The 23876-nt window shown below is 36.5% G+C and carries 21 protein-coding genes and 1 pseudogene; 18 read left to right on the top strand and 4 right to left on the bottom strand.

What is annotated here, in order from left to right; translation table 11 throughout:
- Window positions 1-169 precede the first annotated feature (169 nt).
- From EXE10_RS03820 to EXE10_RS03860, 9 genes and pseudogenes are all read left to right on the top strand, one after another.
- A pseudogene (locus EXE10_RS03820) lies at window positions 170-373 on the top strand (hypothetical protein); the annotation flags it as partial.
- 52 nt (window positions 374-425) lie between these two features.
- Window positions 426-2483, top strand: coding sequence for a hypothetical protein (locus tag EXE10_RS03825; protein ID WP_130112413.1), 2058 nt, complete (start codon window positions 426-428; stop codon window positions 2481-2483).
- A gap of 11 nt (window positions 2484-2494) precedes the next feature.
- Window positions 2495-3262, top strand: a complete 768-nt coding sequence (locus EXE10_RS03830) for a hypothetical protein (protein WP_130112414.1) — start codon at window positions 2495-2497, stop codon at window positions 3260-3262.
- A 650-nt stretch (window positions 3263-3912) separates the two neighbouring features.
- Window positions 3913-4596, top strand: coding sequence for a metallophosphoesterase (locus tag EXE10_RS03835; protein ID WP_130112415.1), 684 nt, complete (start codon window positions 3913-3915; stop codon window positions 4594-4596).
- 521 nt (window positions 4597-5117) lie between these two features.
- Window positions 5118-6035 carry a helix-turn-helix domain-containing protein gene (locus tag EXE10_RS03840; RefSeq protein WP_130112416.1) on the top strand — a complete coding sequence of 306 codons (918 nt, stop codon included), beginning with the start codon at window positions 5118-5120 and terminating at the stop codon, window positions 6033-6035.
- 157 nt (window positions 6036-6192) lie between these two features.
- Window positions 6193-7335: a hypothetical protein gene (locus EXE10_RS03845; RefSeq protein ID WP_130112417.1), complete on the top strand. Its 1143-nt coding sequence runs from the start codon at window positions 6193-6195 to the stop codon at window positions 7333-7335.
- 130 nt (window positions 7336-7465) lie between these two features.
- Complete coding sequence (locus EXE10_RS03850; RefSeq protein ID WP_130112418.1) at window positions 7466-8872, top strand: aspartate aminotransferase family protein; 1407 nt, start codon at window positions 7466-7468, stop codon at window positions 8870-8872.
- Between the two features lie 105 nt (window positions 8873-8977).
- Window positions 8978-10390, top strand: a complete 1413-nt coding sequence (locus EXE10_RS03855) for an amino acid permease (protein WP_068974257.1) — start codon at window positions 8978-8980, stop codon at window positions 10388-10390.
- Window positions 10391-10453: 63 nt separating this feature from the next.
- The gene (locus EXE10_RS03860; RefSeq protein ID WP_130112419.1) at window positions 10454-11884 is read left to right on the top strand and encodes an NAD-dependent succinate-semialdehyde dehydrogenase; all 1431 of its coding nucleotides are present in this window, start codon (window positions 10454-10456) and stop codon (window positions 11882-11884) included.
- Between the two features lie 114 nt (window positions 11885-11998).
- Here the strand turns inward: EXE10_RS03860 and EXE10_RS03865 are convergent, their stop codons facing one another.
- Complete coding sequence (locus EXE10_RS03865; protein ID WP_087552012.1) at window positions 11999-12880, bottom strand: LysR family transcriptional regulator; 882 nt, start codon at window positions 12878-12880, stop codon at window positions 11999-12001.
- 213 nt (window positions 12881-13093) lie between these two features.
- Between EXE10_RS03865 and EXE10_RS03870 the strand changes: the two genes are divergently transcribed.
- The 7 genes from EXE10_RS03870 to EXE10_RS03900 all read left to right on the top strand — a co-directional run bounded on the left by EXE10_RS03870 (window position 13094) and on the right by EXE10_RS03900 (window position 20036).
- Window positions 13094-14968, top strand: a complete 1875-nt coding sequence (locus tag EXE10_RS03870; protein WP_130112420.1) for an amidohydrolase — start codon at window positions 13094-13096, stop codon at window positions 14966-14968.
- An 85-nt stretch (window positions 14969-15053) separates the two neighbouring features.
- Window positions 15054-15218 (top strand): DUF1427 family protein, encoded by a 165-nt coding sequence (locus EXE10_RS03875; protein WP_130112421.1) that lies wholly within the window; start codon window positions 15054-15056, stop codon window positions 15216-15218.
- A 21-nt stretch (window positions 15219-15239) separates the two neighbouring features.
- On the top strand, window positions 15240-15914 hold the full coding sequence (locus EXE10_RS03880) for a YoaK family protein (protein WP_130112422.1): 675 nt from the start codon (window positions 15240-15242) through the stop codon (window positions 15912-15914).
- Between the two features lie 147 nt (window positions 15915-16061).
- Window positions 16062-16772, top strand: coding sequence for a YoaK family protein (locus tag EXE10_RS03885; protein ID WP_130112423.1), 711 nt, complete (start codon window positions 16062-16064; stop codon window positions 16770-16772).
- A 439-nt stretch (window positions 16773-17211) separates the two neighbouring features.
- Window positions 17212-18531 (top strand): NCS2 family permease, encoded by a 1320-nt coding sequence (locus EXE10_RS03890; protein WP_068974251.1) that lies wholly within the window; start codon window positions 17212-17214, stop codon window positions 18529-18531.
- Window positions 18532-18611: 80 nt separating this feature from the next.
- Window positions 18612-19613 carry an adenosine deaminase gene (locus EXE10_RS03895; protein WP_130112424.1) on the top strand — a complete coding sequence of 334 codons (1002 nt, stop codon included), beginning with the start codon at window positions 18612-18614 and terminating at the stop codon, window positions 19611-19613.
- A 69-nt stretch (window positions 19614-19682) separates the two neighbouring features.
- Window positions 19683-20036, top strand: a complete 354-nt coding sequence (locus EXE10_RS03900; protein WP_130112425.1) for a hypothetical protein — start codon at window positions 19683-19685, stop codon at window positions 20034-20036.
- A 118-nt stretch (window positions 20037-20154) separates the two neighbouring features.
- On the opposite strand, the gene EXE10_RS03905 is transcribed toward EXE10_RS03900, so the two are convergent.
- Entirely contained in the window at window positions 20155-20709 is a 555-nt protein-coding gene (locus EXE10_RS03905) for a cytochrome b (protein ID WP_130112426.1), read from the bottom strand.
- A gap of 225 nt (window positions 20710-20934) precedes the next feature.
- Here EXE10_RS03905 and EXE10_RS03910 point away from each other — a divergent pair, with 225 nt between their 5' ends.
- Together EXE10_RS03910 and rnhB are read left to right on the top strand one after the other, a co-directional pair.
- Window positions 20935-21318 carry a hypothetical protein gene (locus tag EXE10_RS03910; RefSeq protein WP_068974248.1) on the top strand — a complete coding sequence of 128 codons (384 nt, stop codon included), beginning with the start codon at window positions 20935-20937 and terminating at the stop codon, window positions 21316-21318.
- A gap of 70 nt (window positions 21319-21388) precedes the next feature.
- Window positions 21389-21958: a ribonuclease HII gene (gene rnhB / locus EXE10_RS03915; RefSeq protein WP_130112427.1), complete on the top strand. Its 570-nt coding sequence runs from the start codon at window positions 21389-21391 to the stop codon at window positions 21956-21958.
- A gap of 88 nt (window positions 21959-22046) precedes the next feature.
- Here the strand turns inward: rnhB and csrA are convergent, their stop codons facing one another.
- Window positions 22047-22298, bottom strand: coding sequence for a carbon storage regulator CsrA (gene csrA / locus EXE10_RS03920; protein WP_068974246.1), 252 nt, complete (start codon window positions 22296-22298; stop codon window positions 22047-22049).
- Window positions 22299-22537: 239 nt separating this feature from the next.
- On the bottom strand, window positions 22538-23818 hold the full coding sequence (locus EXE10_RS03925; protein ID WP_068974245.1) for an aspartate kinase: 1281 nt from the start codon (window positions 23816-23818) through the stop codon (window positions 22538-22540).
- Window positions 23819-23876 lie beyond the last annotated feature (58 nt).

The following is a 23876-nucleotide window of genomic DNA, read 5'->3' on the forward strand; positions in this document are numbered from 1 at the left end:
GAAGTTTCAGCATTAGTAAAGGAAGCTCATGAAGCTTGGAAATCTTTAAAGAGTTAGGAAAAATTTACCATCATTGTTATGAGTTTATTTCTTAGATTGTTGCCTGTGGCGATAAATACCTTGAGTATCTAAGTGAACTCACACTGTATGTTCCAGATGTTACGTGACCAAGGGGTCTGAAAATACTCGTATGATGACACAGATTCAGAATAATCCTCGTACACACGCAATGCTAGGTACAGCACTTGATGACGCCGTCCTAGATAGCAATACGGCACATATGGAGCAAGTGACACAGCTTATGAGCGATCCAGTGAAGAGGAGCCAGTTTGCTTATATTATTTATGATGTGTTGGTAAATAGAGAACGTTAGGCTTTTAACAATTAATTTTTATAAAGTTTAAATTAAATATAAAGGGGATAATGTGAATACATTTGTGAATGGACAAGAAACATATCAACAACTTGTTGATCAGATAGTTGAAATAAAAAATCAGATTAAAAATCTTAATGAAATTGCTAAAGAAAATACTTTGCTGAAGGCTATTTCAGCTCAAAAATGGTATGGATTTAAAAATAAGAGAGAGATCGTTTTTGATAGTCATACGGGCATATTATTTCCAAATTTTGAGTATATACCGCATATTTCTTATGAGGATTGGGAAAATGAAAAAAAGAACTATGAGTTAAATGAAATTGGGAAAAAATTATGGAGAAGTTTGGATGATATTGGCATAAATGATGAAATTAAAGGAAAATATTGGACAACTGATTTTGTTAGTCATTTTCCAAAAAAATACTCAGGAAAGACTCCTGTAAAGTTATATATAGCATGTATAGATTCTAAATACTCATGGGTGACTGATTTTCATAAAGATAGTGATAGGCGAGGGAACTATTTATTACATACTTCGAAGAATTATTTTTGGGAATATAAAAAAGACTTAAAGATGTTACCTGCTTTAAGAGTTATAGATAATCCTAGTTTATTACCAGATTACCCACGTTTAACACCACATGAAAAAGCTAAAATTATTCTAGATTCTTTTATTGAGAAAGAGTGGATACCAAATTTTGAACCATTTCTAGAAAGAGCCTATCGAATTAAGGAAGGTGTATTTTCCTTTATAGAGTTTATGGAAAGTGAGGATGAGTTTCAGGATCGTATAGATGTAGCCCAACAGCAATGTGATGAATATAACCGTATTTTTGATGCCTACTATCAACAGATACAATTGCAAAAACAGTTGGTAGTATTAGAGTCACAAATTGCCGAATTACCTGAACCAGCACCAATTAATGTATTTACATCGGATTTTGACTATCGACTAGACTTAGATAACTATGATTTACCCGTAATCCAAAGCTCAGTTTGGCAGTATAGCCAAGCTAGCCAGCAATGGATTAATACTTTATTAAACCGTATTGATGAGTGGGAAAATGAGCACCTAGACTTAGTTAAAAATACGGTTGAACTCAATCAAGAACTTGATAAAAAGCTACCTGTAAGTATCAATGTAACCGCTGAAGAAAAGCAGTTGCTTGAAGCACAACTACAACACCTTGAAAAACGTCTCGATCTAGGTTTAACGCCGTTGCGCTCTCACTTAATTAACCTTTTATCAGAAGCTCAGCAGATCTCTTTTAATCTAGAACAGACCAATACATTGCTTGGACTAGCACAGATTGAACAACAAGCACGTCCAAGCTTTGAATTGCTTGCTGAACATACGGCAATACTTTGCACCAAGACATTGAAAGAAATGGAATGGTTGGATGAGTCACTGGATTTTGTGAAAATGGTTGTGAGTGTTCTGCGCAAATCAGCAGAAGACTATCTCATTCTGGTAGATAAATATCAGCAAGACTTAATACAGATTGGTCTAGATAATAGTATTGAAACAGAAGAAATCACAAAATGGTTTGCTGAGTGGCGTAATGAGCGTTTATCACTTTTAAAACAAATTCAGCCTTTGTTGGATGCTGGCTTAAATAGAATCATAGATGAACAAACAGTCCTAGATGTGCTGCCATGTATTGAACAGTATCAAAATGAATTAGATCAGTTTTATTTGCAAAAACGTTTAGGTATCCATACGACTTATGCTTTCCAACCGAATGGACACCGTCAGGAGAAACTTGAAAAAGAACAAGAGCTAACCAAGCTTGTTCATCAATTCATGCAACAATTGGAAAAGGTTATCTTTAATACACAAACAACGGCGCAAAAGATTTGGCTTATACGTTTTAGTGAGGTTTGGCAACAAGGTGTAGTCAATGAAATTACAGACTTTTTAGCTAAGGAACAGCTTATTGAGCGTGATGATGTTGTACTGATCATGAGTGAAGAACTACGTAAAGTTCAGCAACAGAACTTGGCAGCTTGTTTACAGGATGCGCAAAGCTATAGTGAAGCTTTAGCCCAGCGAGAAAAGGACGTGAATACGTTGATATTTAAAATGCGTAAAGCATTACAAAAATAGAGGGGATAGTTGTGGGAATATTAAGTTCGATTGGTAGTTGGGCTGGCAATGCTATTAGTAGCTTTTTAGGAAGTAGCTTTTCATCTGGTACTGGGGGCCGTGATCATGATTATGGAGGTTCATACTCTTCTTCAAGTAGCTCTACAGTCACAAATTATGACCCTGATAAAGTAGAGGTTGCAAAGTTAGAAAATGAGCGTGTAGAGCTAGTAAAGAGTGCTCAGCTTGAATTGATAGAAGTGAATGCACGTCTTGAAGCAGTGATGATAGAAGCACGATGCAAAGGCTTTCAGGCAATGCAGGGTTCAATGATGCAAATGTTGAAAGAGGTTAATCACTTAGCTGAAGAACGATTAGTATTGCTTGAAAATGGTAGTCAAGAGCAAATTCAGAAAGTCGAGACCATGTATGCCGACTTAAGTAAGGACATGGAAAATGATGATTTTATGTTTTCTAAAGTACCGCAAATGCTAGAAATTGCGAATAAGTTTCCTGAAGAGTCGGATAGTCGGAAACTTTACATGAGTGGTATTGACCGTGAAATGGCAAAACATTTTGACTTCAAAACAGAGCAGTTAAAGCGTCTAAATGAACGTTGTCATGTGGTGGTGGCATCAGTTGTAGAAAGCAAGAAACAGATGCAAACCCATATTGATACTGTGATTTCAAAGCGTATTGAGCATATCGAGCAAGTGATGCAAGTAAATGCACAGCTTCCTTATAGTGTAACAGCGCAGATTAGTGGTGGTGACCAATTGCAAATTGAGCAGAAGTCTTAACTTAATAGTTAGTAACAAAGGCTAGGTGAGATGCCTAGCTTTTATATTTCTGGGATTCCTATTTCTTCTAAGCAAGCTTACTAAAAATACTTGGCTAATAGCGGGAAAAAGAGTAGACGATATTTGTCTAGAAGAGTGGGGGCAGTCCAGTTCGCTTAGCTGATTTAATTGCAATTTTACAGGCTTTAGATTTGGTTAGTCAGCTAATAATCTATTTTTACCAGAACAACCTTTATCAAGAGTCCAACTTTTGAAATTCGAGACAATACACACGCAAACGTGCATCGAGTAAAAATTAATAATTAGAATTTAGAATCCTTAGATTAGTTGCTTAGGGCAAAGCGAGAAAGATATTTTCTTTTTAGTGGAGCCTGAATTTACTGTTTCAGACTCTACTTTAATGATTGCAAGTTATTGATTTTATTTACTGTAAAAGAGTTTTACTTTGCATTTTTGCAATGGCAATAGACGAGCCAGAAAGATATTTTCTTTTTTAATGAAGGAATGGGTAATCCTTCCATAAACCAGCAAAATTAAAAATAGAGAGCAAATGAGCAGTTGAGCTTGATCTTTTTATGTTATCAGGCTTTATTTGTTGGACGAGTGATTAAGATCCTTCACAGGCTAGTGACTATAAAGGTATATGCACTATGGTAGAAATTGTTAAAAGTATAGATGGTCAACAATTCTCCGCTATATATATTGTAGGTGACTTACATGGTTGTTATAGCCTATTGATGCAAGAACTTAAAAAAATTGATTTTGACTTTAAGAATGATCTGATCATTTGTACAGGTGACCTTGTTGATCGAGGACATGAAAACTTGGAATGTATTGGACTACTAGATAAGCCTTGGTTTTTTACGGTACGTGGTAACCATGAGGAGATGTGTATAAGATCGCCTCATGATTATAAAATAAAAGACATTCATGCACGAAATGGAGGAGAATGGTTCTATCAACTCAGCTCAAGAAAGCAATCTGAAATTAGCACCCGTTTTCAACAATTGCCTTTGATTATAGAAGTTCAATTGGGATATAAAAAGATTGGTGTGGTACACGCAGATATTGATATTCACGATTGGAATGCTTTTAAACAAGACATTATGCAAGGTGACTACAAGATATCAGGTGTAACTTCTGCTTATAGTAATGCATTATGGGGAAGAGGACGTATTCGCCAGCAATCAGCTCACTATGATAGTGTCGAGAATATTGATGAAATTTACCTAGGTCACACCATTGTTAAAGAGCCAATTAAAGTCGATAATTGTTATTATATTGATGTCGGTTCCTCCTTCACCAGGAAACTCTGTATTGTAAAAGTTCAATAAAGATATTTGGGAATACCTCATCGTATAGTTCAATAAAAAATTGATTTTCTTGTAGAGGGAAGGGTTATTGAATTTAGTGTCAAAGCACTTAATTTTTACAAAAAATTACAATAAAAAGCATATATTTTCTTGTATCACTATGTGTATCACTAAATTTGATTTTTGGAAAAAGTTATTTAAAATCATTGGATTAAATGTTGCTACGGTAGAGGATATACCTACCAAGATTCAAGCCTTATGGCATAAGGGTTTTAAGTTATCACAATGACTTAAAGCCCTTTTTTATTGCGTACAATATCATGTCAATAATAATGATGCTTTACACTATTTAATAATTTGATAGAGATTATTATTTTTTGTAATTATTTGATTTTTAATAACTTTAAATATCTTTAGACTTAAGTCGCTAGATTTGAATTTCGCATTAAATCATTGTATTTTACTTCCAAGCTAGGATGCTCATTAAGCGTAATTTTCTGGAATGATATTTGCTTATATAAGAAATACTTGAGGGAAGAATAATGCCACAATTAAAAGTTAAATCGACGAATCAAGTCTTAGATCATGTTGATACACTTGGACGATGGGATCAGAAATATGTACAAATATCGTCAGGAAAATTTGAAGGTTCAATTACGGAAATAGAAGTCGAAGGTTTAAATATTTTCCGTGAAAAAATGAACATGTCCGTTCAGCAAATGACTTCTCCACCACCAGATACATTTGCGGTTTCTGTGTCACTCAACCAGTGTAAATTAGAATATTTAGATTGGCGCAAAAGTTTGCAAAATGGTCAAGGTTTAATGAATTTTAAATCAAAATATCATTTATTAACCAATCTTAGTTCAGATCTTCTAGTCCTCGATATTTGCCAAAATAAGTTAAATGAACGTGCTGAAAAATTAGGATTTATAGATTTGCCTAAAAAGAATCTAGGCATTCATTTAACTCAAGATTGCATAGAAACAGCCTTACAATTACTCAAAGGTGACGATTTAGGTGAACAGTTTTATTCACAAGCAAGTAGGCAAATATTAGATGAAATTTTATTATCATTAAATGTACCTATTGAGCCGAATAAAATTAATTACTGGAAATCAGATCGAAAGAAGATCGTGAATGATGCGTGTTATGGTGCTTTGGAATCTGGTGTGAGTTCGATGAATTTAGAATCATTATGTCAGTTCTCAAATGTAGGTGTCCGAATTTTGCAGTTAGCGTTTAAAGAAGTCCTTGGGATCTCACCATTAAAATGGTTGAAAATTGCGAAATTGAATCAAGTGAGAAAGCAATTATTGACATCGAATGATTTAAAAATAACAGACATCGCCTTAGATCATGATTTCAATCATTTTGGGCGTTTTTCAGCGGAATATAAGCAACTTTTTTTAGAATATCCCAGCCAAACAGTGAGAGGATTAGTAAAATCATTAAAGTGATTTACGCAATTTTCACATGCAGATGCATTGATTTAAATACCTTGAAGATAAAGCATTTATTGAGTATTCGTAATTTGGATATTGGAATTTTGTATTAGCTGTTAGAGATATTGGACTTCAATTTTGAAGTTAATTCAATATCTTAAAGGTGATACAAATGAATAAAATTCTTTTAATGGGCATCCTTCCACTCATATCAAGTCTAAGTGCTTTTGCTCAAGATCTCGATGAAGCAGCGATAAAGAATGAAAGTTTAAAAGTTTCGGGATTTGCACGTGCGAAATACGAACTGAAAGATTACTCGAGCAATGATGAAAAGCTTACATTTGATGCACTTAAGTTAAGTGTTAAATATAATAAAGAAGATGTTTTTGGTGGCTTAGAATATCGTTGTTATCAATTCAAAACCTTATGTGACTTTTCTGCTTTGGTTGACGCTTATGTCGGCTACAATTTTGATTCACAAAATACTTTAAAATTTGGTATCCAACCTGTTGTATTTGGACCTAGTCGTTTTTGGGAGAGTAATTATTATGGTGGAATTGTTTCGCAAGTCGGTTTAGCCGATATTCATAATCTTGGGCTTAATTATTCATTGAACTTCTTTGATAACAATAATTTAAATTTAGGATATTTTTATTCCGATGGTGGTCGCTATTTTGGACATAGTAGAGACGCAGCACGATATACCTCTAACTTTGTTCAGTCAGAACCAAATGATGATGTTCAAATGAATCTGAGTGAGAAAAATATACTGAGTATTTCACTGGATAGGAAAATTGAATTAAATCATGAAAATACTAACCTAATATTAGGTGGTTCTTTTTTATCTTCCACAATCGAGGATGATTTTTCAAATCAAGATGGTGATCGAAATGCTTGGGCTGTATTTGGAAACTTAAGCTATAAAAACCTTGCAGTGCTGCTCACATTCGGTCAACAAAGAATAAATGGTTTGGGTAAAGATGGCTTAGTGATGGGCTCGTTTGATGACACATATACTGTTGCGAATGACGGAAATTTTTATACATTGGATATTCATTATAAATTTGGTCAGTTTTATGTATTTGATAATGTAAGTATTTATGGAATGTTGAGTCAGTATAAGAAAGAAAATAATGATAACAATTCAAGTCGAAATATTTTTGGGGTGTCTTTGATCAAGGATAAGTTTGAGATCGCTGCTGAACAAATTATTGGCAAAAATGATCCTTCAATCGGTGGTGGAAAATACGATTTAGCGAAAGGGAATGATGCAAAAGGGAATTTGACCAAGATTAATTTTTTATACCATTTTTAACTGAGCGAATGTTCGTTTTTTGGATATTTAGTCAAATCTGAGTTATGCAATAGTGTTGAAACAGTATAAATCAAGGATGCTTTATAAAAGTGATTGAATAACACAATGACTTTTATATCAGGAGTTAAAAATGAATTCACAACTACAAAATTGTATTTCAATCAATGAGCGTGCAAATAATTTTGAAGAACTAGATAAAAAAGTTCAATTTCACCCTTTTACCGATGCTAAAGCCAACCTTGAGCAAGGTGGATTTATTATTGAAAGAGGTGAAGGTATTTATGTTTATGATATTTATGGTAAAAAATATTTAGAAGGTATGGCAGGACTGTGGAGTGTTGCAGTTGGTTTTAATAATCAACGTTTAATTAATGCCGCTGTGAAACAGCTGAATACTTTGCCGTTCTATCATCAGTTTTCACATAAAGCAGTTTTGCCAAGTATTGAACTTTCAGAAAAATTAATTGAAATGTCACCCGTGCCAATGAGTAAAGTCTTTTTGGCAAACTCAGGTTCTGAAGCGAATGATACAGCGATTAAACTGGTTTGGTATTACCAAAATGCAAAAGGTAATACTCAAAAGAAAAAAATTATTTCTCGTAAAAATGCATATCACGGTATCACCACTGTTTCAGCAAGTTTGACGGGTATCCCAACGATTCATAAAGGTTTTGATTTGCCGTTGAAAGGTTTTCATCATTTAACATGCCCGAATTATTATCGTGAAGCATTGGAAGGTGAGTCTGTTGAACAGTTTGTTGATCGTTTAGCACAAGAGTTTGAAGACTTGATCCTTGCGGAAGGTCCTGAAACCATCGCGGCATTTATTGGTGAACCTGTGATGGGTGCAGGTGGTGTAATCGTTCCACCAAAAAACTATTGGGAAAAAATGCAAGAAATTTGTAAACGTTACGACATTCTTGTCATTGCAGATGAAGTGATTTGTGGCTTTGGTCGTACGGGCGAAATGTTCGGGTCTGAAACATTTAATATCAAACCAGATATGTTGGTGGTTTCTAAGCAGCTTTCATCGTCATATCAACCTATTTCAGCGTTGATGATTAATGAAGAAATTTTCCAGCATGTTGCTGAACAAACCTCAGTATATGGCGCATTTGCACATGGCTTTACAGGGGGCGGGCATCCAGTTGCAGCTGCAGTTGCATTGGAAAATTTAAAAATCATTGAGGAAGAGTGCTTGGTTGAGCGAGCGCGTCGTGTCGGTACAAGAATGTTTAACAATCTAAAAGCATTGGAAAATCATGATTTAGTCGGAGAAATTCGTGGGGTGGGTTTAATTGGTGCCATTGAATTAGTCGATTGTAAAACCAGTAAAGCACCATTTGAAACTGCTGGAAAACTTGGGCGTTATTTCTGTGCACGTGCACATGAGCATGGCTTAATCATTCGTAATATTGGTGATGTAATTGCACTATGTCCGCCTCTTATCATTTCAGATGAAGAGATCGATGAAATGGTCAATCTTTTGCAGAAAGCGTTACATGATACCTATAACTGGCGCAAAACTTTTGAATAAATAATCACAAACGGTAACTCAAACAGTTCGTATGCGTAACATGAAAATCAACGATTTCAGCTGCGCATAGGGATTGTATTATTGATTTTAATAAGGAATGTTAAAATGAGTTTAATTGAAGAAAAAGTGAGTGATTTAAAAACAGGGTTAAAATCTCGGCATATTACCATGATGTCTATCGCTGGCGTTATTGGCGGAACACTTTTTGTTGGTTCGGGGAGTGTAATTCACAGTGCTGGACCAGCTGCAATTCTAGCTTATATTCTCGGTGGGTTAATTCTTTTATTAATCATGCGTATGTTGGGTGAAATGGCTGTCGCAACACCAGACACAGGCTCTTTTTCAACTTATGCTGATAAATCAATTGGTCGCTGGGCAGGTTTTACCATTGGTTGGATGTATTGGTTGTTTTGGGGGACGGTCATGGCTTGGGAAGCCTTCGTCGCGGGTAATATTTTAAACGTATTTTTCCCCGCAATCAGTTCCAATTGGTTTGTACTCATTGTGACACTGGCTCTATTGGTCGTTAACTTCTTTAACGTGAAAAATTATGGTGAATTTGAATTTTGGTTTGCGTTGATCAAAGTGATTGCCATTGTCAGTTTTATTGCACTCGGGTTCTTGGTTGTATTTAATATTTATAACATCGAAGCACCACATGGAATTAGTAATTTTACAGCTCAAGGCTTTATGCCAAATGGAATTGCTCCCGTATTTGGTGCTGTATTGGGAGTGATGTTCGCCTTTGTTGGTGCTGAAATTGCTACGATTGCTGCATCTGAAACTGAAAATCCAGCGCGTGAAATCAAAAAAACCAATAAAACCATTGTTTGGCGTATTTGTATCTTTTATATCGGTTCAATCTTCTTCTTGATCTGTATCGTACCTTGGAATGATCCGTTATTAGGTCAATCAGGTTATGGTGCTTATCGTAGAGCATTAGAAATCATTGGTATTCCTGGTGCTCAAACTTTAATGAATATCGTGGTGTTAACATCGCTCAGTAGTTGTTTGATTTCTGCGCATTATGCAGGTTCAAGAATGCTTTATTCACTTGCTTTACGTGGTGATGCACCTGCAATTTTAAAGAAGACAACTCAGAAAACGGGTGTACCGATCGCTGCGGTACTGGCAACAAGTGTCATTGCGGTTACATTTTCCCTGATCAATCTAAACCCTGCTTTCTCTTCAAAAGATATGCTGATCACTTTGATGAATTTAACGGGTGCAATTGGATTACTGATTTATCTGGTTATCGCATGCTCTCAGTTAAAGATGCGTAAACAACTTGAAGCCAAAGGTGTAGAACTCGAAATTAAAATGTGGCTTTATCCTTGGCTGACTTGGGCTGTGATTGTTTTCATTATCCTGTTCTTGATTGGTATGTTGTTTATTGAAGAGTATCGCTTATTGGTTGGTTCTACAGCAATGACCATGGCAGGGATTGCAATGGTCGGTATTATTAAACAAATAAAATCAAAGGTCGCAAAGCCACCAGTGATTACTGAGTTTTCATAAACATAAATCGTTTTATCTCAAAAATATTTCGGAATAAAAAATTAATATTAGGATGTAATGAAAATGTACACAAATACAAAGCTATATATTGATGGTGATTGGAAATTATCAAAAACTGATCAAGTAATTTCAGTGTTAAATCCTGCAAATGAGTCAATTATTGGAGAAGTATCGAAAGCTTCATTAATCGATCTACAAGCTTCAGTAGAAAGTGCAGAAAATGGGTTTAAAGTCTGGAAATCTACACCTGCATTGGAACGGGCAAAGATTTTAAATAAAGCTGCGGATCTTTTACGTGAACGCGTTGAGGATATTGCACGGACAATGACATTGGAACAAGGTAAACCACTTAAACAATCAAAAATTGAAGTTTTATCTGCTGCCGATATTATCAATTGGTTTGCTGCTGAAGCCGTGAGAAGTTATGGTCAAGTGATCCCTTCACGTAGTCATGATGTATTGTCTTATACCTTAAAAGTTCCTGTGGGGATCGTGGCAGCATTTACCCCATGGAATTTCCCAATTAATCAAATCGTTCGGAAAATTTCTGCCGCATTAGCAGCAGGATGCTCAATCATTGTAAAAGGTCCAGAAGAAACGCCTGCATCACCTGCGCAATTGGTACAGGCTTTTCATGATGCAGGGCTTCCATCAGGTGTGATTAGTCTGGTCTTTGGTGATCCGCAAGAGATTTCGACATATTTGATTGAACATCCAAAGATCAAGAAAATATCATTTACTGGATCAACACCGATTGGAAAACAACTTGCTTCACTTGCAGGCAAGCACATGAAAAAAGTGACCATGGAGCTAGGTGGTCATGCGCCTGTGTTGATTTTTAAAGATGCAGATATTGATAAAGCACTTCATCAGATCATTAATTTTAAATTTAGAAATGCTGGGCAAGTGTGTATTTCACCGACTCGTTTTTTGATTGAAAAAGAAGTTTATGAGCAAGTTGTTGAAAAAATTGCCCAGCTTGTCAAAGCTTTAAAAGTTGGAAATGGCTTAGATGAAAGCACAGATATTGGCCCCGTGATTCATAGTCGGGCTTATGGTAATTTAAAATCAATCGTTGCTGATGCATTGCATCATGGTGCGAAATTGGTCTGTGGAGGCGAGCAAATGCAGGGCGAGGGCTATTTTTTCCAACCTACTGTACTCAAAGATGTTCCATTAACAGCCCAGTGTATGAATAGTGAACCGTTTGGACCTATTGTTATTTGTAATTCTTTTGATGATTATTTAGATGCAATTGAAGAAGCCAATCGCTTGCCATTTGGTTTGGCTGCTTATGCTTTTAGTCAAAATAATAAAACTTGTATCGAGCTTGGACGTGATCTCGAATGTGGTATGTTGTCAATTAATCATATCGGTTTGTCTTTCCCAGAACTTCCGTTTGGCGGTATTAAGGATTCGGGCTATGGCACTGAAGGTGGCAGTGAAGCGATCAATGCTTATCTGGATACACGTTTGGTGACGGTGTCTGCATAAGTTATTTCAATATAATTGGTTTTTAAAAAAGATGGGATTGAAAATAGCTTAATGCTTTATAATAAAAAGCAGAATTGAATAAATTCTGCTTTTTATATTTCAAAATATCTCAAATTAATTTAATTTTTTTGAAAGAAAATCTACAAATAAACGAGCCCTACGCGATAACTTTTGGTTTTTGGGGCATGCTACATAAAAATAACGGATCTGACTTTTATAATCTTCAAGACATTTAATCAATTGTTTAGATTCTATATATCGTGTGACGAGGAACTCTGGCAAATAGACAATACCTTGGTGTTGCAAAGCAAGGTCGACAAGGAAGTCTCCATCATTACACTTAAATTTAGGAAAACAGTGCAGGGTGACAGGTTCACCATGATGGCTAAGGTAAATTTTATTCTCAGGTTTATTGTGAAAATACATTAACAGATGATGATTGATTAATTCATCCTGCTTTTGAGGAATGCCATACTTGCTATAATATTCAGGCGTTGCATAAAAATTTAAATTAAATTGTTGCAGGATAATATTTTCAAAATTGTCATTTAATGTTGTTCCAATTCTGAGTGTCAAATCATAATGATGATCGTAAATGTCCTTTACCTCATCCGATAATGCCAATTCAATTTCAATATCAGGATAACTAAGAATAAATTCAGAAACTATGAGATTGAGTTTATGACGACTAAATGAGGCGGGTGCATTTATTTTAAGTGAACCTTCGGGATAAAAATGATCGTGAACAATTTCAAGTTGAGCGATTTCATATTCACTTAATATAATTTTACAGTGCTGATAAAACTTCTCGCCTGTTTCAGTAAGATTCATTTTACGTGTCGTACGTAATACCAGTGTGGCATTGAGATGTGTTTCAAGATAGCTAATTCGCTTTGCAACCAAATCACGGCTGATATTTAAAGCACGTGCAGCTTTACTAAAATTTTGATGTTCTACGACATGATAAAAAGTCTTTATACAATCTAACTTATCCATAAAAAGACTCAATCCTTAAAATAATTCTTAAATTCATATTTCATCTGCAATTAAGAGCAAGTGTTTTATGTTTGATAAATATGTAAAATTTTTGATTGTATTCGAATTGAATACACATTGCTGTTCAATAATGCGTATTACTTTACATTAAAATTTGCTTATATAACACTCATTCGAATTTCTCATGAAATATAAAAGACAGAGGAAATACCCATGACTGATGTTCAGATGATCTTAAAAAACGGAAAGATTACTACACTGAATCCAAAGCAACCTGAGGTTCAAGCAATCGCTATTGCAGAGGGTAAAGTGATTAAAACAGGTAGTGTAGATGAGGTCATGAAGTTGGCAACATCTACAACAAAGGTTGTTGATTTAAATGGTCGCCGTGTTATTCCTGGTTTGAATGATAGTCACCTGCATATTATTCGTGGTGGTCTAAATTACAATATGGAACTACGTTGGGAAGGTGTGCCATCAGTTGCTGATGCCTTACGACTTCTTAAAGAACAAGCAGATAATACACCTGCACCGCAGTGGGTACGTGTAGTTGGTGGTTGGACAGAATTCCAATTCGCTGAACGTCGTATGCCAACGATTGAAGAAATTAATAAAGCAGCACCTGATACCCCCGTGTTTATCCTCCATTTATATGCGAGTGCCATTCTCAATAAAGCTGCAATTCACGCTTTAGGTTTTGATAAAAATACTCAAGACCCACCAGGTGGTCGTTTTGAGCGTGATGCAAAAGGTGAGTTAACAGGTTTGGTACTGGCAACGCCTGCAGCGACGATTCTTTATGCAACTTTGGGCAAAGCACCAAAATTACCACTTGAAGATCAAATTAATTCAACGCGTCATTTCATGCGTGAATTAAACCGTCTAGGTTTGACTTCTGCGATTGATGCGGGTGGTGGTGGTCAAAATTACCCAGATGATTATGAAGTGATTCAATCACTGCATAAAAATGAACAAATGACAGTTCGTATTGCTTATAACTTATTTGCTCAAAATGCAGGTTCAGAGCTTGAAGATTATAAGAAATGGACGGAAATGACTTTCCCCGGTGATGGCGATGCACTATTTAAAGTCAATGGTGCGGGGGAGAATCTGACTTGGTCTGCAGGGGATTTTGAAAACTTCTATGAACCTCGTCCAGATTTACCAGAAAAAATGGAAAAAGAGCTAGAGAGCATTGTTGAACTATTAGCTGAGAAGAAATGGCCATTCCGTATCCATGCGACCTATGATGAGAGTATCGATCGTTTATTGACAGTTTTTGAGCGTGTCAATTCTCGTCAACCTTTCGCAACTCGTTTCATCATTGATCATGCCGAAACAGTGTCAGATAAAAATATTGATCGTATTGGAGCACTGGGTGGTGGTATTGCGATTCAGCATCGTATGGCATTCCAAGGTGAAATTTTTGTAAATCGTTATGGTGCTGAAGCTGCCAAAGATACGCCTCCTGTGAAGAAAATGTTGGAAATGGGTGTACCTGTAGGTGCAGGAACGGATGCGACACGTGTTGCTTCGTACAATCCTTGGGTCTGTCTAGGTTGGTTGGTCACTGGTAAAACAGTAGGAGGCATGCCTTTATATGATGAAAAAGACCTTTTAGATCGCCAAACAGCACTGAAACTTTGGACAAAAGGTTCTGCATGGTTCTCTGGTGAGCAGTCGGACAAAGGTGCTTTGGTCGAAGGTGAACATGCGGATTTAGCAGTACTTTCAGATGATTACTTTGCGGTAGAAGGTGATGATATTCAATGGATTGAGTCAGTATTTACAGTCATGAACGGTAAAGTGGTTTATGCAGGTGCTGAATTTAAACAGGACGATCCGCCAATTCCACCAGCTTCTCCAGATTGGTCACCTGTAAAACGTTTTGGTGGTCAGAGGCGCTTGTCTGAAAACCGTAATGCACCGTCTTTACAACCTTTACAGAAAAATTCTGCAATTTGTGCATGTTCAACTAGTTGTGGCATGCATGGGCACAATCATGCATGGATGCTTGATGTTCCTGTTGATCCAAAAGACAAACGCTCATTCTGGGGTGCACTCGGCTGTTCTTGCTTCGCATTCTAAAAAGCAAACCTTTCTTTTTTCTTAAATATTTTAATTTATTTAGACGGTTCTATTTCCACTGTGGAAATAGAGCCACAGGGGTCTTATGAAAATTTATTTACTCTCCTTTGCTGTAGGCTTACTCGTTGGCGTTTTATATTATGTGTTAAATGTAAAATCTCCAGCGCCTCCATTGGTTGCATTATTGGGTTTATTGGGTATGGTGATAGGTGAACAACTGATTCCTGTCATTCGAAATTTAATGAACTAATGGCTGAATAAGAATTTTAAAATGGCACATCTCAATCGATTGTTAAGTTTCAATGCGGGTTATGTGGATACTGCAAGCTTCCTCGCAATTCATGGGCTTTTCGCAGCACATGTGACAGGAAACTTTGTCACCCTTGGTGCGGCATTGGTTTCCAATAACCATGCAGGAGCATGGGCTAAGCTCTCTGCCTTACCGATGTTTTGTATTACAATTTTATTGGTGAAATTGCTTGATCAATTTTTTATAAAACGTGCAAAAACATCTTATCCGACCTTATTAAAAATGATGTTTCTATTTTTTATTTTGGCGGCTGTGATTTCGATATTCTATTTACCATTTCCGTTTGCTGATACGTGGTCAAGTTTTGCTGTAGGGATGTTACTGGTCGCAGCAATGGCAATCCAAAATGCAATCCATCGTTTACATTGGGTGAAAGAGTCCCCAACAACAGTGATGACAGGTTCAACTACACAATTGATGTTAGATGTTGGAGAACTTTTTTCTCAAAGCAATCCTGAGAAAAGGCAAATCATACAACAACGATTTAAATCAATTTTCCCTACGATGCTGAGTTTTGCTTTAGGTTGCGCAGTCGCTGCGATTGTTTTTAAATTTGCTTTACTTTGGTTGTTTATTGTTCCACCTGTATTGATGGCTTTAATCTACTGGAAAAAAGAGAATTATAAAAAAGCGTGAGTGTATTTTGATATTTCCATTTATCCAATGCATTGTTTTATCACTTGTAATTTAAATCAGGTTGTTGCGTTAACAGGAAAGTCTAAGTATTAATCGCTTAAAGAATGGCAGTTTTACAGAAAATTACTTTTAAAAAATAGGGTTATTATGAGTCTTATAAATACACAACAAAAAAGAGTGCCTTTTTGGCAAAATTGTCGTGAATCCGTCATTTTGACTATTGTGGGTGGTGCAATCGATACGATTGGTTTTATAGCATTATTTGGGTTTTTTACCGCGCATGTGACAGGTAACTTGGTTTTAGCTGGCGCTGTTTGGGTCAATGGCGGTAAGGGTGTTTGGATCAAACTTGCAGCGATTCCTCTGTTTATTTTAACCGTGATTGTCACTAAATATTTAATTGAAAGATTTGATAAAAAACATAAAATTCTTACTTCGTTATTTCTGGCAGAAGCTTTTTTCCTTACAGCATTTATGATTGCAGGGCTACTATTTGAACCATTTAAACATGCTGAGGCGGTGAGTGTTGCAATTACAGGTGGTTTAGGTCTAATTGCATTGGCGATTCGTAATACATCGAGTAAAACACTGATTAAACATATTAGCCCAAGTACCATGATGACAGGGAATACCACACAGTTGGGTATTGATATTTCAAATTATTTGAGTCATCCGACAGAAGAAAATCGAGTGTCTATGGTGAATAGCCTGAGTATTATTCTTGGTTTTGTGATCGGGGCTTTTTTAGGTGCATTCCTTTATTGGCATTTGGATTTTTGGAGTGTGGCATTTTTTATTTTTCCGATCTTATATTTGGCATATCTAGCGTATAATCAAAAATTTAAGACACCATCGTAATGAAAAAATTGCCTGATCATGAATGTGGTATTCATAATGAAGAGTTTATTAATGTTTAGAGAAGATGATCTAGCAGATTGATTTATTAAAGTTTTACTGTGAGTTGAAGTCATTGCTGCGCAATATTTGAGTTAACTTTGATCTATGGCGTTCAAAGTTCGTGATGTATGAGGCATGTTGATGGATAAATTTAGCTAAACAATATGTTATAATTTGTAATATATCACCGAGAAAGACCGTAAAACGTTCAAATCCAATATAAAGCTGCCAAATGCGCAGCTTTTTTAATTGATGTGCATTTTATGCAATTTTTTTTATCGGAAATGTCATTTTGGTACATTTATTGGATGCTGAATTGTGGTTGAATCTCAGCCATGTTTCATTTTTAAATGAACTCGATTTTATCAACGAAAAGCTCAAACTGATCAGGGGCTCAACAATGACGAATCCAAATCCTTCAGCGGGTTTGCTCGAACGCTTATTTAAATTAAGTGAGAACAAAACAACCTTTAGAACGGAAGTCCTTGCAGGTTTTACGACATTTTTAACGATGTGTTACATCATTATTGTCAATCCAGGCATACTTTCTATAACAGGTATGGACCATGGTGCAGTTTTCGTTGCAACTTGTTTAGCCGCTGCAATTGGCTGTTTTGTAATGGGAATTGTGGCGAACTATCCGATCGCACTTGCACCAGGTATGGGCTTAAATGCTTATTTTACCTTCTCTGTATGTCAAGGTATGGGTGTGCCATGGCAAACCGCATTGGCTGCTGTATTTGTATCTGGTTTAGTCTTTATTGCAATCAGCATGTTTAAAATACGTGAAGCAATTGTCAATGCTATTCCAATGTCGTTGAAGTTTGCGATTGGTGGCGGGATTGGTTTATTCCTTGCACTGGTTTCTTTAAAAACTTCGGGCATCATTGTTGCCAATGACGCGACTTTAGTGAAATTAGGTAATTTGAATGATCCTAAAGTTTTACTGACTTTATTAGGCTTTATTCTCATTGTGATCATGCATCACTTTAAAGTGCGTGGCGCAATTATTATCAGTATTTTGGCAATTACCGCGATTGCAACTGCATTGGGTTTAAATCAATTCCAAGGTGTGGTTGGCGCAATTCCATCTTTAGCACCAACATTCTTGCAAATGAATTTTGAAGGTTTATTTACAGCAAGTTTGATCGGTGTAATTTTTGTTTTCTTCCTTGTCGATTTGTTTGACTCAACAGGAACATTGGTTGGTGTATCACATCGTGCAGGCTTACTGAAAGACGGTAAATTACCACGTTTGAAAAAAGCATTATTTGCTGATTCAAGTGCAATTGTTGCAGGTGCCGCTTTAGGTACATCTTCAACGACACCATATATTGAATCTTCTGCAGGTGTTGCCGCAGGCGGTCGTACTGGTTTAACAGCAGTCGTTGTCGGTGTATTGTTCCTTGCGTGTTTATTCTTTGCACCATTGGCTCAGTCAGTGCCTGGATTTGCAACTGCACCAGCATTGTTGTTCGTTGGTGTGCTGATGATTCAAGGGATCACCAATATTGAATGGGATGATATTACTGAAGCAGTTCCTGCATTCTTAACTATCGTATTTATGCCATTCTCATATTCAATTGCAGATGGTATTGCGATGGGCTTTATCAGCTATGCATTGGTGAAATTATTCACAGGCAAAGCAGCGACAGTACCCTATATGGTCTGGATTATTGCTGTACTTTGGGTGATCAAATTTGTTGCATTTGGTGGCTAATTCAAAATTTACATGAAAGGGTGTAGACAAGTGTCTGCACCCTTTTTTATTTTATAGATATTCGTATTTGAGGAAATAACATGAACAGATTAGAACTCATTCGTGCCATACCTAAGGCAGAACTCCATGTACATATCGAAGGAACGTTTGAGCCTGAACTGATGTTTGCCATTGCTCAACGTAATCAAATTGATATCCCTTATAAATCTGTAGAAGAAGTCAAACAAGCTTATAACTTTCATAATTTACAATCTTTTTTAGATATTTATTATGCAGGCGCGGCTGTACTGATTCATGAGCAAGATTTTTATGATCTGGCTTGGGCATATTTTGAGAAATGTGCTGAAGATAAAGTTGTACACACTGAAATGTTCTTTGACCCGCAAACCCATACTGATCGTGGTGTGGCATTTGCAACGGTGATCAATGGTTTACAACGCGCTTGTGATGATGCTTTAACTAAATTAGGCATTAGTTCGCATCTCATCATGTGTTTTTTACGTCATTTGAGCGAAGAAGCAGCATTTACAACTTTAGAACAAGCTTTACCTTATAAAGATCAAATTATCGGTGTGGGCTTAGATTCAAGTGAGGTCGGGCATCCTCCATCTAAATTTGAACGTGTTTTTGCCAAAGCACGTGAAGCTGGATTTTTAGTGGTTGCGCATGCAGGCGAGGAAGGTCCAGCAGAATATGTGTGGGAAGCTTTAGATTTATTGAAAGTGAACCGTATTGATCACGGTGTACGCTCTGAAGAAGATCCGAAATTGATGGCACGCTTAATTGCTGAAAAAATGCCTTTAACCGTATGCCCACTCAGTAATTTAAAACTCTGTGTGGTTGATGATATGGCAGAACATAATATTCAACGTTTATTAAAACAGAGTGTTCACGTCACAGTAAATTCAGATGATCCATCGTATTTTGGTGGTTATATGAATGATAATTTTATTGCGATTGCAGAAGCTTTGGATCTTAGCCATGATGAAATCAAAGTATTAGCAAAAAATTCATTTGAAGCTTCGTTTATTTCCAACGAACAGAAGCAAAAATGGAACAATCAAATTGATGCATTGGCGTGATTCTAGGTTTATCCTATGCATTATCAAAAAGCAGTGTTTTATCACTGCTTTTTTCATGAGGAAAATATTGTGAGATTTTTAACAACTTTAACTTTATTGGCAGTTGTTCCAATCACGGTAGCATGTGCAGATTCAGATCCACATGCGATGCGACAAAAAATGTTAAAGCCGTTAATCGAACAACAGTGTCAGAGTGAATTGAAATCTTCAAAAATTTGGCAAGCGGCATCTATATTTTGGAGTGATTCACAACAACAGCATGCACAACAAAAAATCTGTGGCTGTGTCAGTGATAGTGCATTGAAAGATATATCAAATAAAGATTTAGTGATGGCTTCTGTGAATGAAGAAACAAAAAATAAAGTCATTCATCAAGCGGTATTAAACAGCATCAAAGGCTGTGTGAAAGAAGTTTTAAAATAGCCTAAGCAAATATTGTTTTAATTCTAACTGCAAAAAAAGCACATCTGTCGATGTGCTTTTCATATAAATTTGAATGGATAATCGTGAACTTAGATCATAGCTTAAATGCTATCGAAGCTTAATCTCTTTGACGTGTCATACTTTTTAACACATTGTCTTTGTCAATGAAGTGATGCTTCAAGGCTGCGCCAATATGCCCAATTAAGAGTAAACCTGCCGCCCAAGAAATATAAATATGTAAAGGTTTTACGATTGCAGTCAAATCAGGATTATCTTGTACCAATTTTGGAATTTCAAATAAATATAGAACTGGTACAGGATGCCCAGCACTCCAGCTAAATAAACAGCCTGTGATTGGTAAAGCAAGCAGAACTAAATACAATGCTAAATGTCCAAAATGAGCCATTTTTTTCATGGTCGGTGACATGCTTTCAGGTAACTCAGGTGCAGGGTGGGTATAGCGCCAAAAAATACGAATCACCACTAAAAAAATAATCACAGAGGCAATATTTTTATGTAATGTGATGACATCACCCTTAAAACTACCGTCAGATTCATAACTTAGGAAGTTACCACTATAAAAACCGATGACATAGGCAACAATAAAAATAATCGCCATAGACCAATGAAGCCATTGTGCCGTCCTTGTGTAGTATTTTGATTTTTGTTGCATGAGAAGTATTCCGATTAAACTTAATCACTATAATATGAATTTTAGATGATGAAATCAGCCTTAAAAATTCAACGTAATGTTTTAAATTTGCAACGTTAAAGTCGAAAAGTGGGAAGTAAATATACGATTACCATTCAATTACATGAATAGTGATAATTTATAGTTTATTCTGTGCTTAAGATTAGGCAGAATAGCGCCACAAAGTAATATAACAAGGACTTTACTGTGAAAAAATTAATTGCTGTTCTAGCACCATTCGCTCTTGTACTTTCAGCTTGCGCAACGACAGATGGAACAACAGGTGGTTCTGCAATGCAGACGACAGGTCAACAACTCGGTATGACGGCACTTAAAATTGGGATCAATGCCAAGTGTACAACTGAATTAAATAATCTACCTGCTTGGAAAACAGCAACACGTGTGATGACAGCTGAACAGAAAACCAATGTACAAACGGAAATTTGTGGATGTGTTAGTGAAAAAGCACCAGAGAGTGTAACTGCAGTAGATTTGGCAACGGCTGCACTCGATCCACAGGCACGTGCAACGATCGTTTCAAATGTTGTCACTAAAACGATTAATTCATGTGTTGCTGAAGCTGTGAAATAAAATGCTTTGAAACCATGTTAGAATTATAAAAGGCTGACTCGTTCAGCCTTTTATTTTGATAGGAATGAAAATGTTAATTGCTGGTGTAGATGAAGCGGGTAGAGGACCATTGGTGGGTTCGGTTGTAGCTGCTGCCGTAATTTTAGATCCAAATAATCCGATTGAAGGATTAAATGATTCAAAAAAATTAACGGAAAAAAAACGTGAAAAGTTATTCATTGAAATAAAAGAAAAAGCTTTGGCATGGTCAATTGCAGAAGCATCTCATCAAGAAATTGATGAAATTAATATTCTCCAAGCATCATTATTGGCTATGCGTCGTGCTGTAGAAGGTTTAAAAATTCCTCCAGAGCATGTACTTGTAGATGGAAACAAAGTACCTAAAGGCCTACAAATGAGCTGTGATGCTGTTGTTGGCGGGGATGCATTACACGCAGAAATTAGTGCTGCCAGTATTCTTGCTAAAGTGACTCGTGATCATGAAATGGTTGAATTAGATCAGCAATATCCACAATTTGGTTTTGCTAAACATAAGGGTTATCCAACCAAAGCACACTATGAAGCGATTGCTGAACATGGTGTGATCGACCAGCATCGCCGTAGTTATGGACCTGTAAAGAAGGCATTAGGTATTGAATAAATTATTCAATAACACAATTAAAAACATATAGTTAAAAAATTTAAAGCGACCTTTTGAGTCGCTTTATTTTTCAAAACAAGATTTAACCTTAACGGTTATACGTGTTCTGCGCATTATCATCTTCATAAGAAGGTTGATAATCTTGATCAATATGTTGCAAATGTTCGTGCATAGCACGTTCATGTTGAATACGTTGATAAATTTCTTCGCGGTGTACAGAAACTTCTTTTGGTGCATTCACACCAATACGAACTTGATTGCCTTTAACACCAAGCACAGTAACACTGACTTGATCCCCAATCATCAAAGTTTCTCCGACACGACGGGTCAGAATCAGCATGTTTATCTCCTTGCTTAAACGCTAAACCTGCGACAATTTCTAAAATTAGAAAACACAACCTTAAATAGCAAAATAATTCTAACAGAATAATGTGACAAGTTTTTCACTTTTTCATCACTCTGTCGAAAATTTTCTAAAACCTCAAACCTAATATAACAGAGCCACTATAGAAAACACTATAGTGGCTCAGTTTTTTTATTGGTCAAAATAGCAAATAAATTGCGTTACTTGATCAAATATTATGCACGAACGCTTGATTCACCATGTTCACGGTCTAAACCGAAAGCAGTGTGAAGCGTACGAACTGCAAGTTCTAAGTAATTTTCTTCAATAATCACAGAAATTTTGATCTCTGAAGTTGAAATCATCAGGATATTGATGCCTTCATCAGCAAGTGCAGTAAACATTTTACTCGCAACGCCTGCATGTGAACGCATACCTACGCCTACGATTGATACTTTAACGATATCATCACGTGTTGCAACTTCACGCGCACCAATTGCACGTGCTGTTTCTTCTAAAATCGCTTTAGCTTTTTTCAATTCACCACGATTTACTGTAAATGTGAAGTCAGTTGTACCATCTTCTTCAACGTTTTGGATAATCATATCCACTTCAACATTTGCAGCACCAATCGGTGACAAAATTTTAGAGGCAATACCTGGTTCATCAGGAACACCTAAAATAGTTAATTTTGCTTCGTCACGGTTAAATGCGATACCTGAAATAATAGGATTTTCCATGTTGTCTTCCGCTTCAGTGGTGATTAGTGTTCCGACGTTTTTCTTAAATTCTTCGTCGAATGCGCCATCATCGTCATTATCAAAACTTGATAATACGCGTAAAGGCACTTGGTATTTTCCTGCAAATTCTACAGAACGAATTTGCAGAACTTTTGAACCAAGCGATGCCATTTCAAGCATTTCTTCAAATGAAATGCGATCAACTTTTTTAGCTTTTGGTGCAACACGAGGGTCAGTGGTATAAACACCGTCCACATCGGTATAAATCTGACATTCATCTGCTTTCAGTGCAGCAGCAAGGGCAACACCTGAAGTATCTGAACCACCACGACCTAAGGTTGTGGTATTTCCTTCAGCATCAAAACCTTGGAAACCTGCAACGACAATCACACGACCTGCATCTAAGTGCCCAGTCATTACATCTGTGTCGATTGATTCAATACGCGCTTTGGTATATGAATTGTCAGTTTTAATCCCAACCTGACGACCAGTAAGTGACTTCGCAGCAACACCAATTGAATTGAGTGCCATTGCTAACATTGAAATCGTTACCTGTTCACCCGTAGACACCATTTGGTCAAGTTCACGAGGATCAGGGGTTTCGGTAATGGCTTTCGCTAAAGCCAATAAGCGGTTGGTTTCACCACTCATTGCTGATACAACTACGACAACCTTGTGTCCGTGATCATGCCAACGCTTTACGCGACGAGCAACATTTAAAATGCGCTCAGGAGTACCCATAGAGGTACCGCCATATTTTTGAACGATTAATGCCATGTTTGTTCCATATAAGCAGTGACTCTAATTGGCATTAGAGTCATTTACACAAAAGGTG

Source organism: Acinetobacter sp. WCHAc060033 (assembly GCF_004209125.1).
GTDB classification, from domain to species: Bacteria; Pseudomonadota; Gammaproteobacteria; order Pseudomonadales; family Moraxellaceae; genus Acinetobacter; species Acinetobacter wuhouensis.

Coding starts and splice junctions, on each gene's coding strand:
- EXE10_RS03840 (WP_130112416.1), top strand. CDS start 5,118: ATGCCACAATTAAAAGTTAAATCGACGAATCAAGTCTTAGATCATGTT.
- rnhB (WP_130112427.1), top strand. CDS start 21,389: ATGTTAATTGCTGGTGTAGATGAAGCGGGTAGAGGACCATTGGTGGGT.
- EXE10_RS03905 (WP_130112426.1), bottom strand. CDS start 20,709: ATGCAACAAAAATCAAAATACTACACAAGGACGGCACAATGGCTTCAT.
- EXE10_RS03855 (WP_068974257.1), top strand. CDS start 8,978: ATGAGTTTAATTGAAGAAAAAGTGAGTGATTTAAAAACAGGGTTAAAA.
- EXE10_RS03925 (WP_068974245.1), bottom strand. CDS start 23,818: ATGGCATTAATCGTTCAAAAATATGGCGGTACCTCTATGGGTACTCCT.
- EXE10_RS03860 (WP_130112419.1), top strand. CDS start 10,454: ATGTACACAAATACAAAGCTATATATTGATGGTGATTGGAAATTATCA.
- EXE10_RS03845 (WP_130112417.1), top strand. CDS start 6,193: ATGAATAAAATTCTTTTAATGGGCATCCTTCCACTCATATCAAGTCTA.
- EXE10_RS03885 (WP_130112423.1), top strand. CDS start 16,062: ATGAGTCTTATAAATACACAACAAAAAAGAGTGCCTTTTTGGCAAAAT.
- EXE10_RS03895 (WP_130112424.1), top strand. CDS start 18,612: ATGAACAGATTAGAACTCATTCGTGCCATACCTAAGGCAGAACTCCAT.
- EXE10_RS03880 (WP_130112422.1), top strand. CDS start 15,240: ATGGCACATCTCAATCGATTGTTAAGTTTCAATGCGGGTTATGTGGAT.
- EXE10_RS03890 (WP_068974251.1), top strand. CDS start 17,212: ATGACGAATCCAAATCCTTCAGCGGGTTTGCTCGAACGCTTATTTAAA.
- EXE10_RS03850 (WP_130112418.1), top strand. CDS start 7,466: ATGAATTCACAACTACAAAATTGTATTTCAATCAATGAGCGTGCAAAT.
- EXE10_RS03875 (WP_130112421.1), top strand. CDS start 15,054: ATGAAAATTTATTTACTCTCCTTTGCTGTAGGCTTACTCGTTGGCGTT.
- csrA (WP_068974246.1), bottom strand. CDS start 22,298: ATGCTGATTCTGACCCGTCGTGTCGGAGAAACTTTGATGATTGGGGAT.
- EXE10_RS03865 (WP_087552012.1), bottom strand. CDS start 12,880: ATGGATAAGTTAGATTGTATAAAGACTTTTTATCATGTCGTAGAACAT.
- EXE10_RS03835 (WP_130112415.1), top strand. CDS start 3,913: ATGGTAGAAATTGTTAAAAGTATAGATGGTCAACAATTCTCCGCTATA.
- EXE10_RS03870 (WP_130112420.1), top strand. CDS start 13,094: ATGACTGATGTTCAGATGATCTTAAAAAACGGAAAGATTACTACACTG.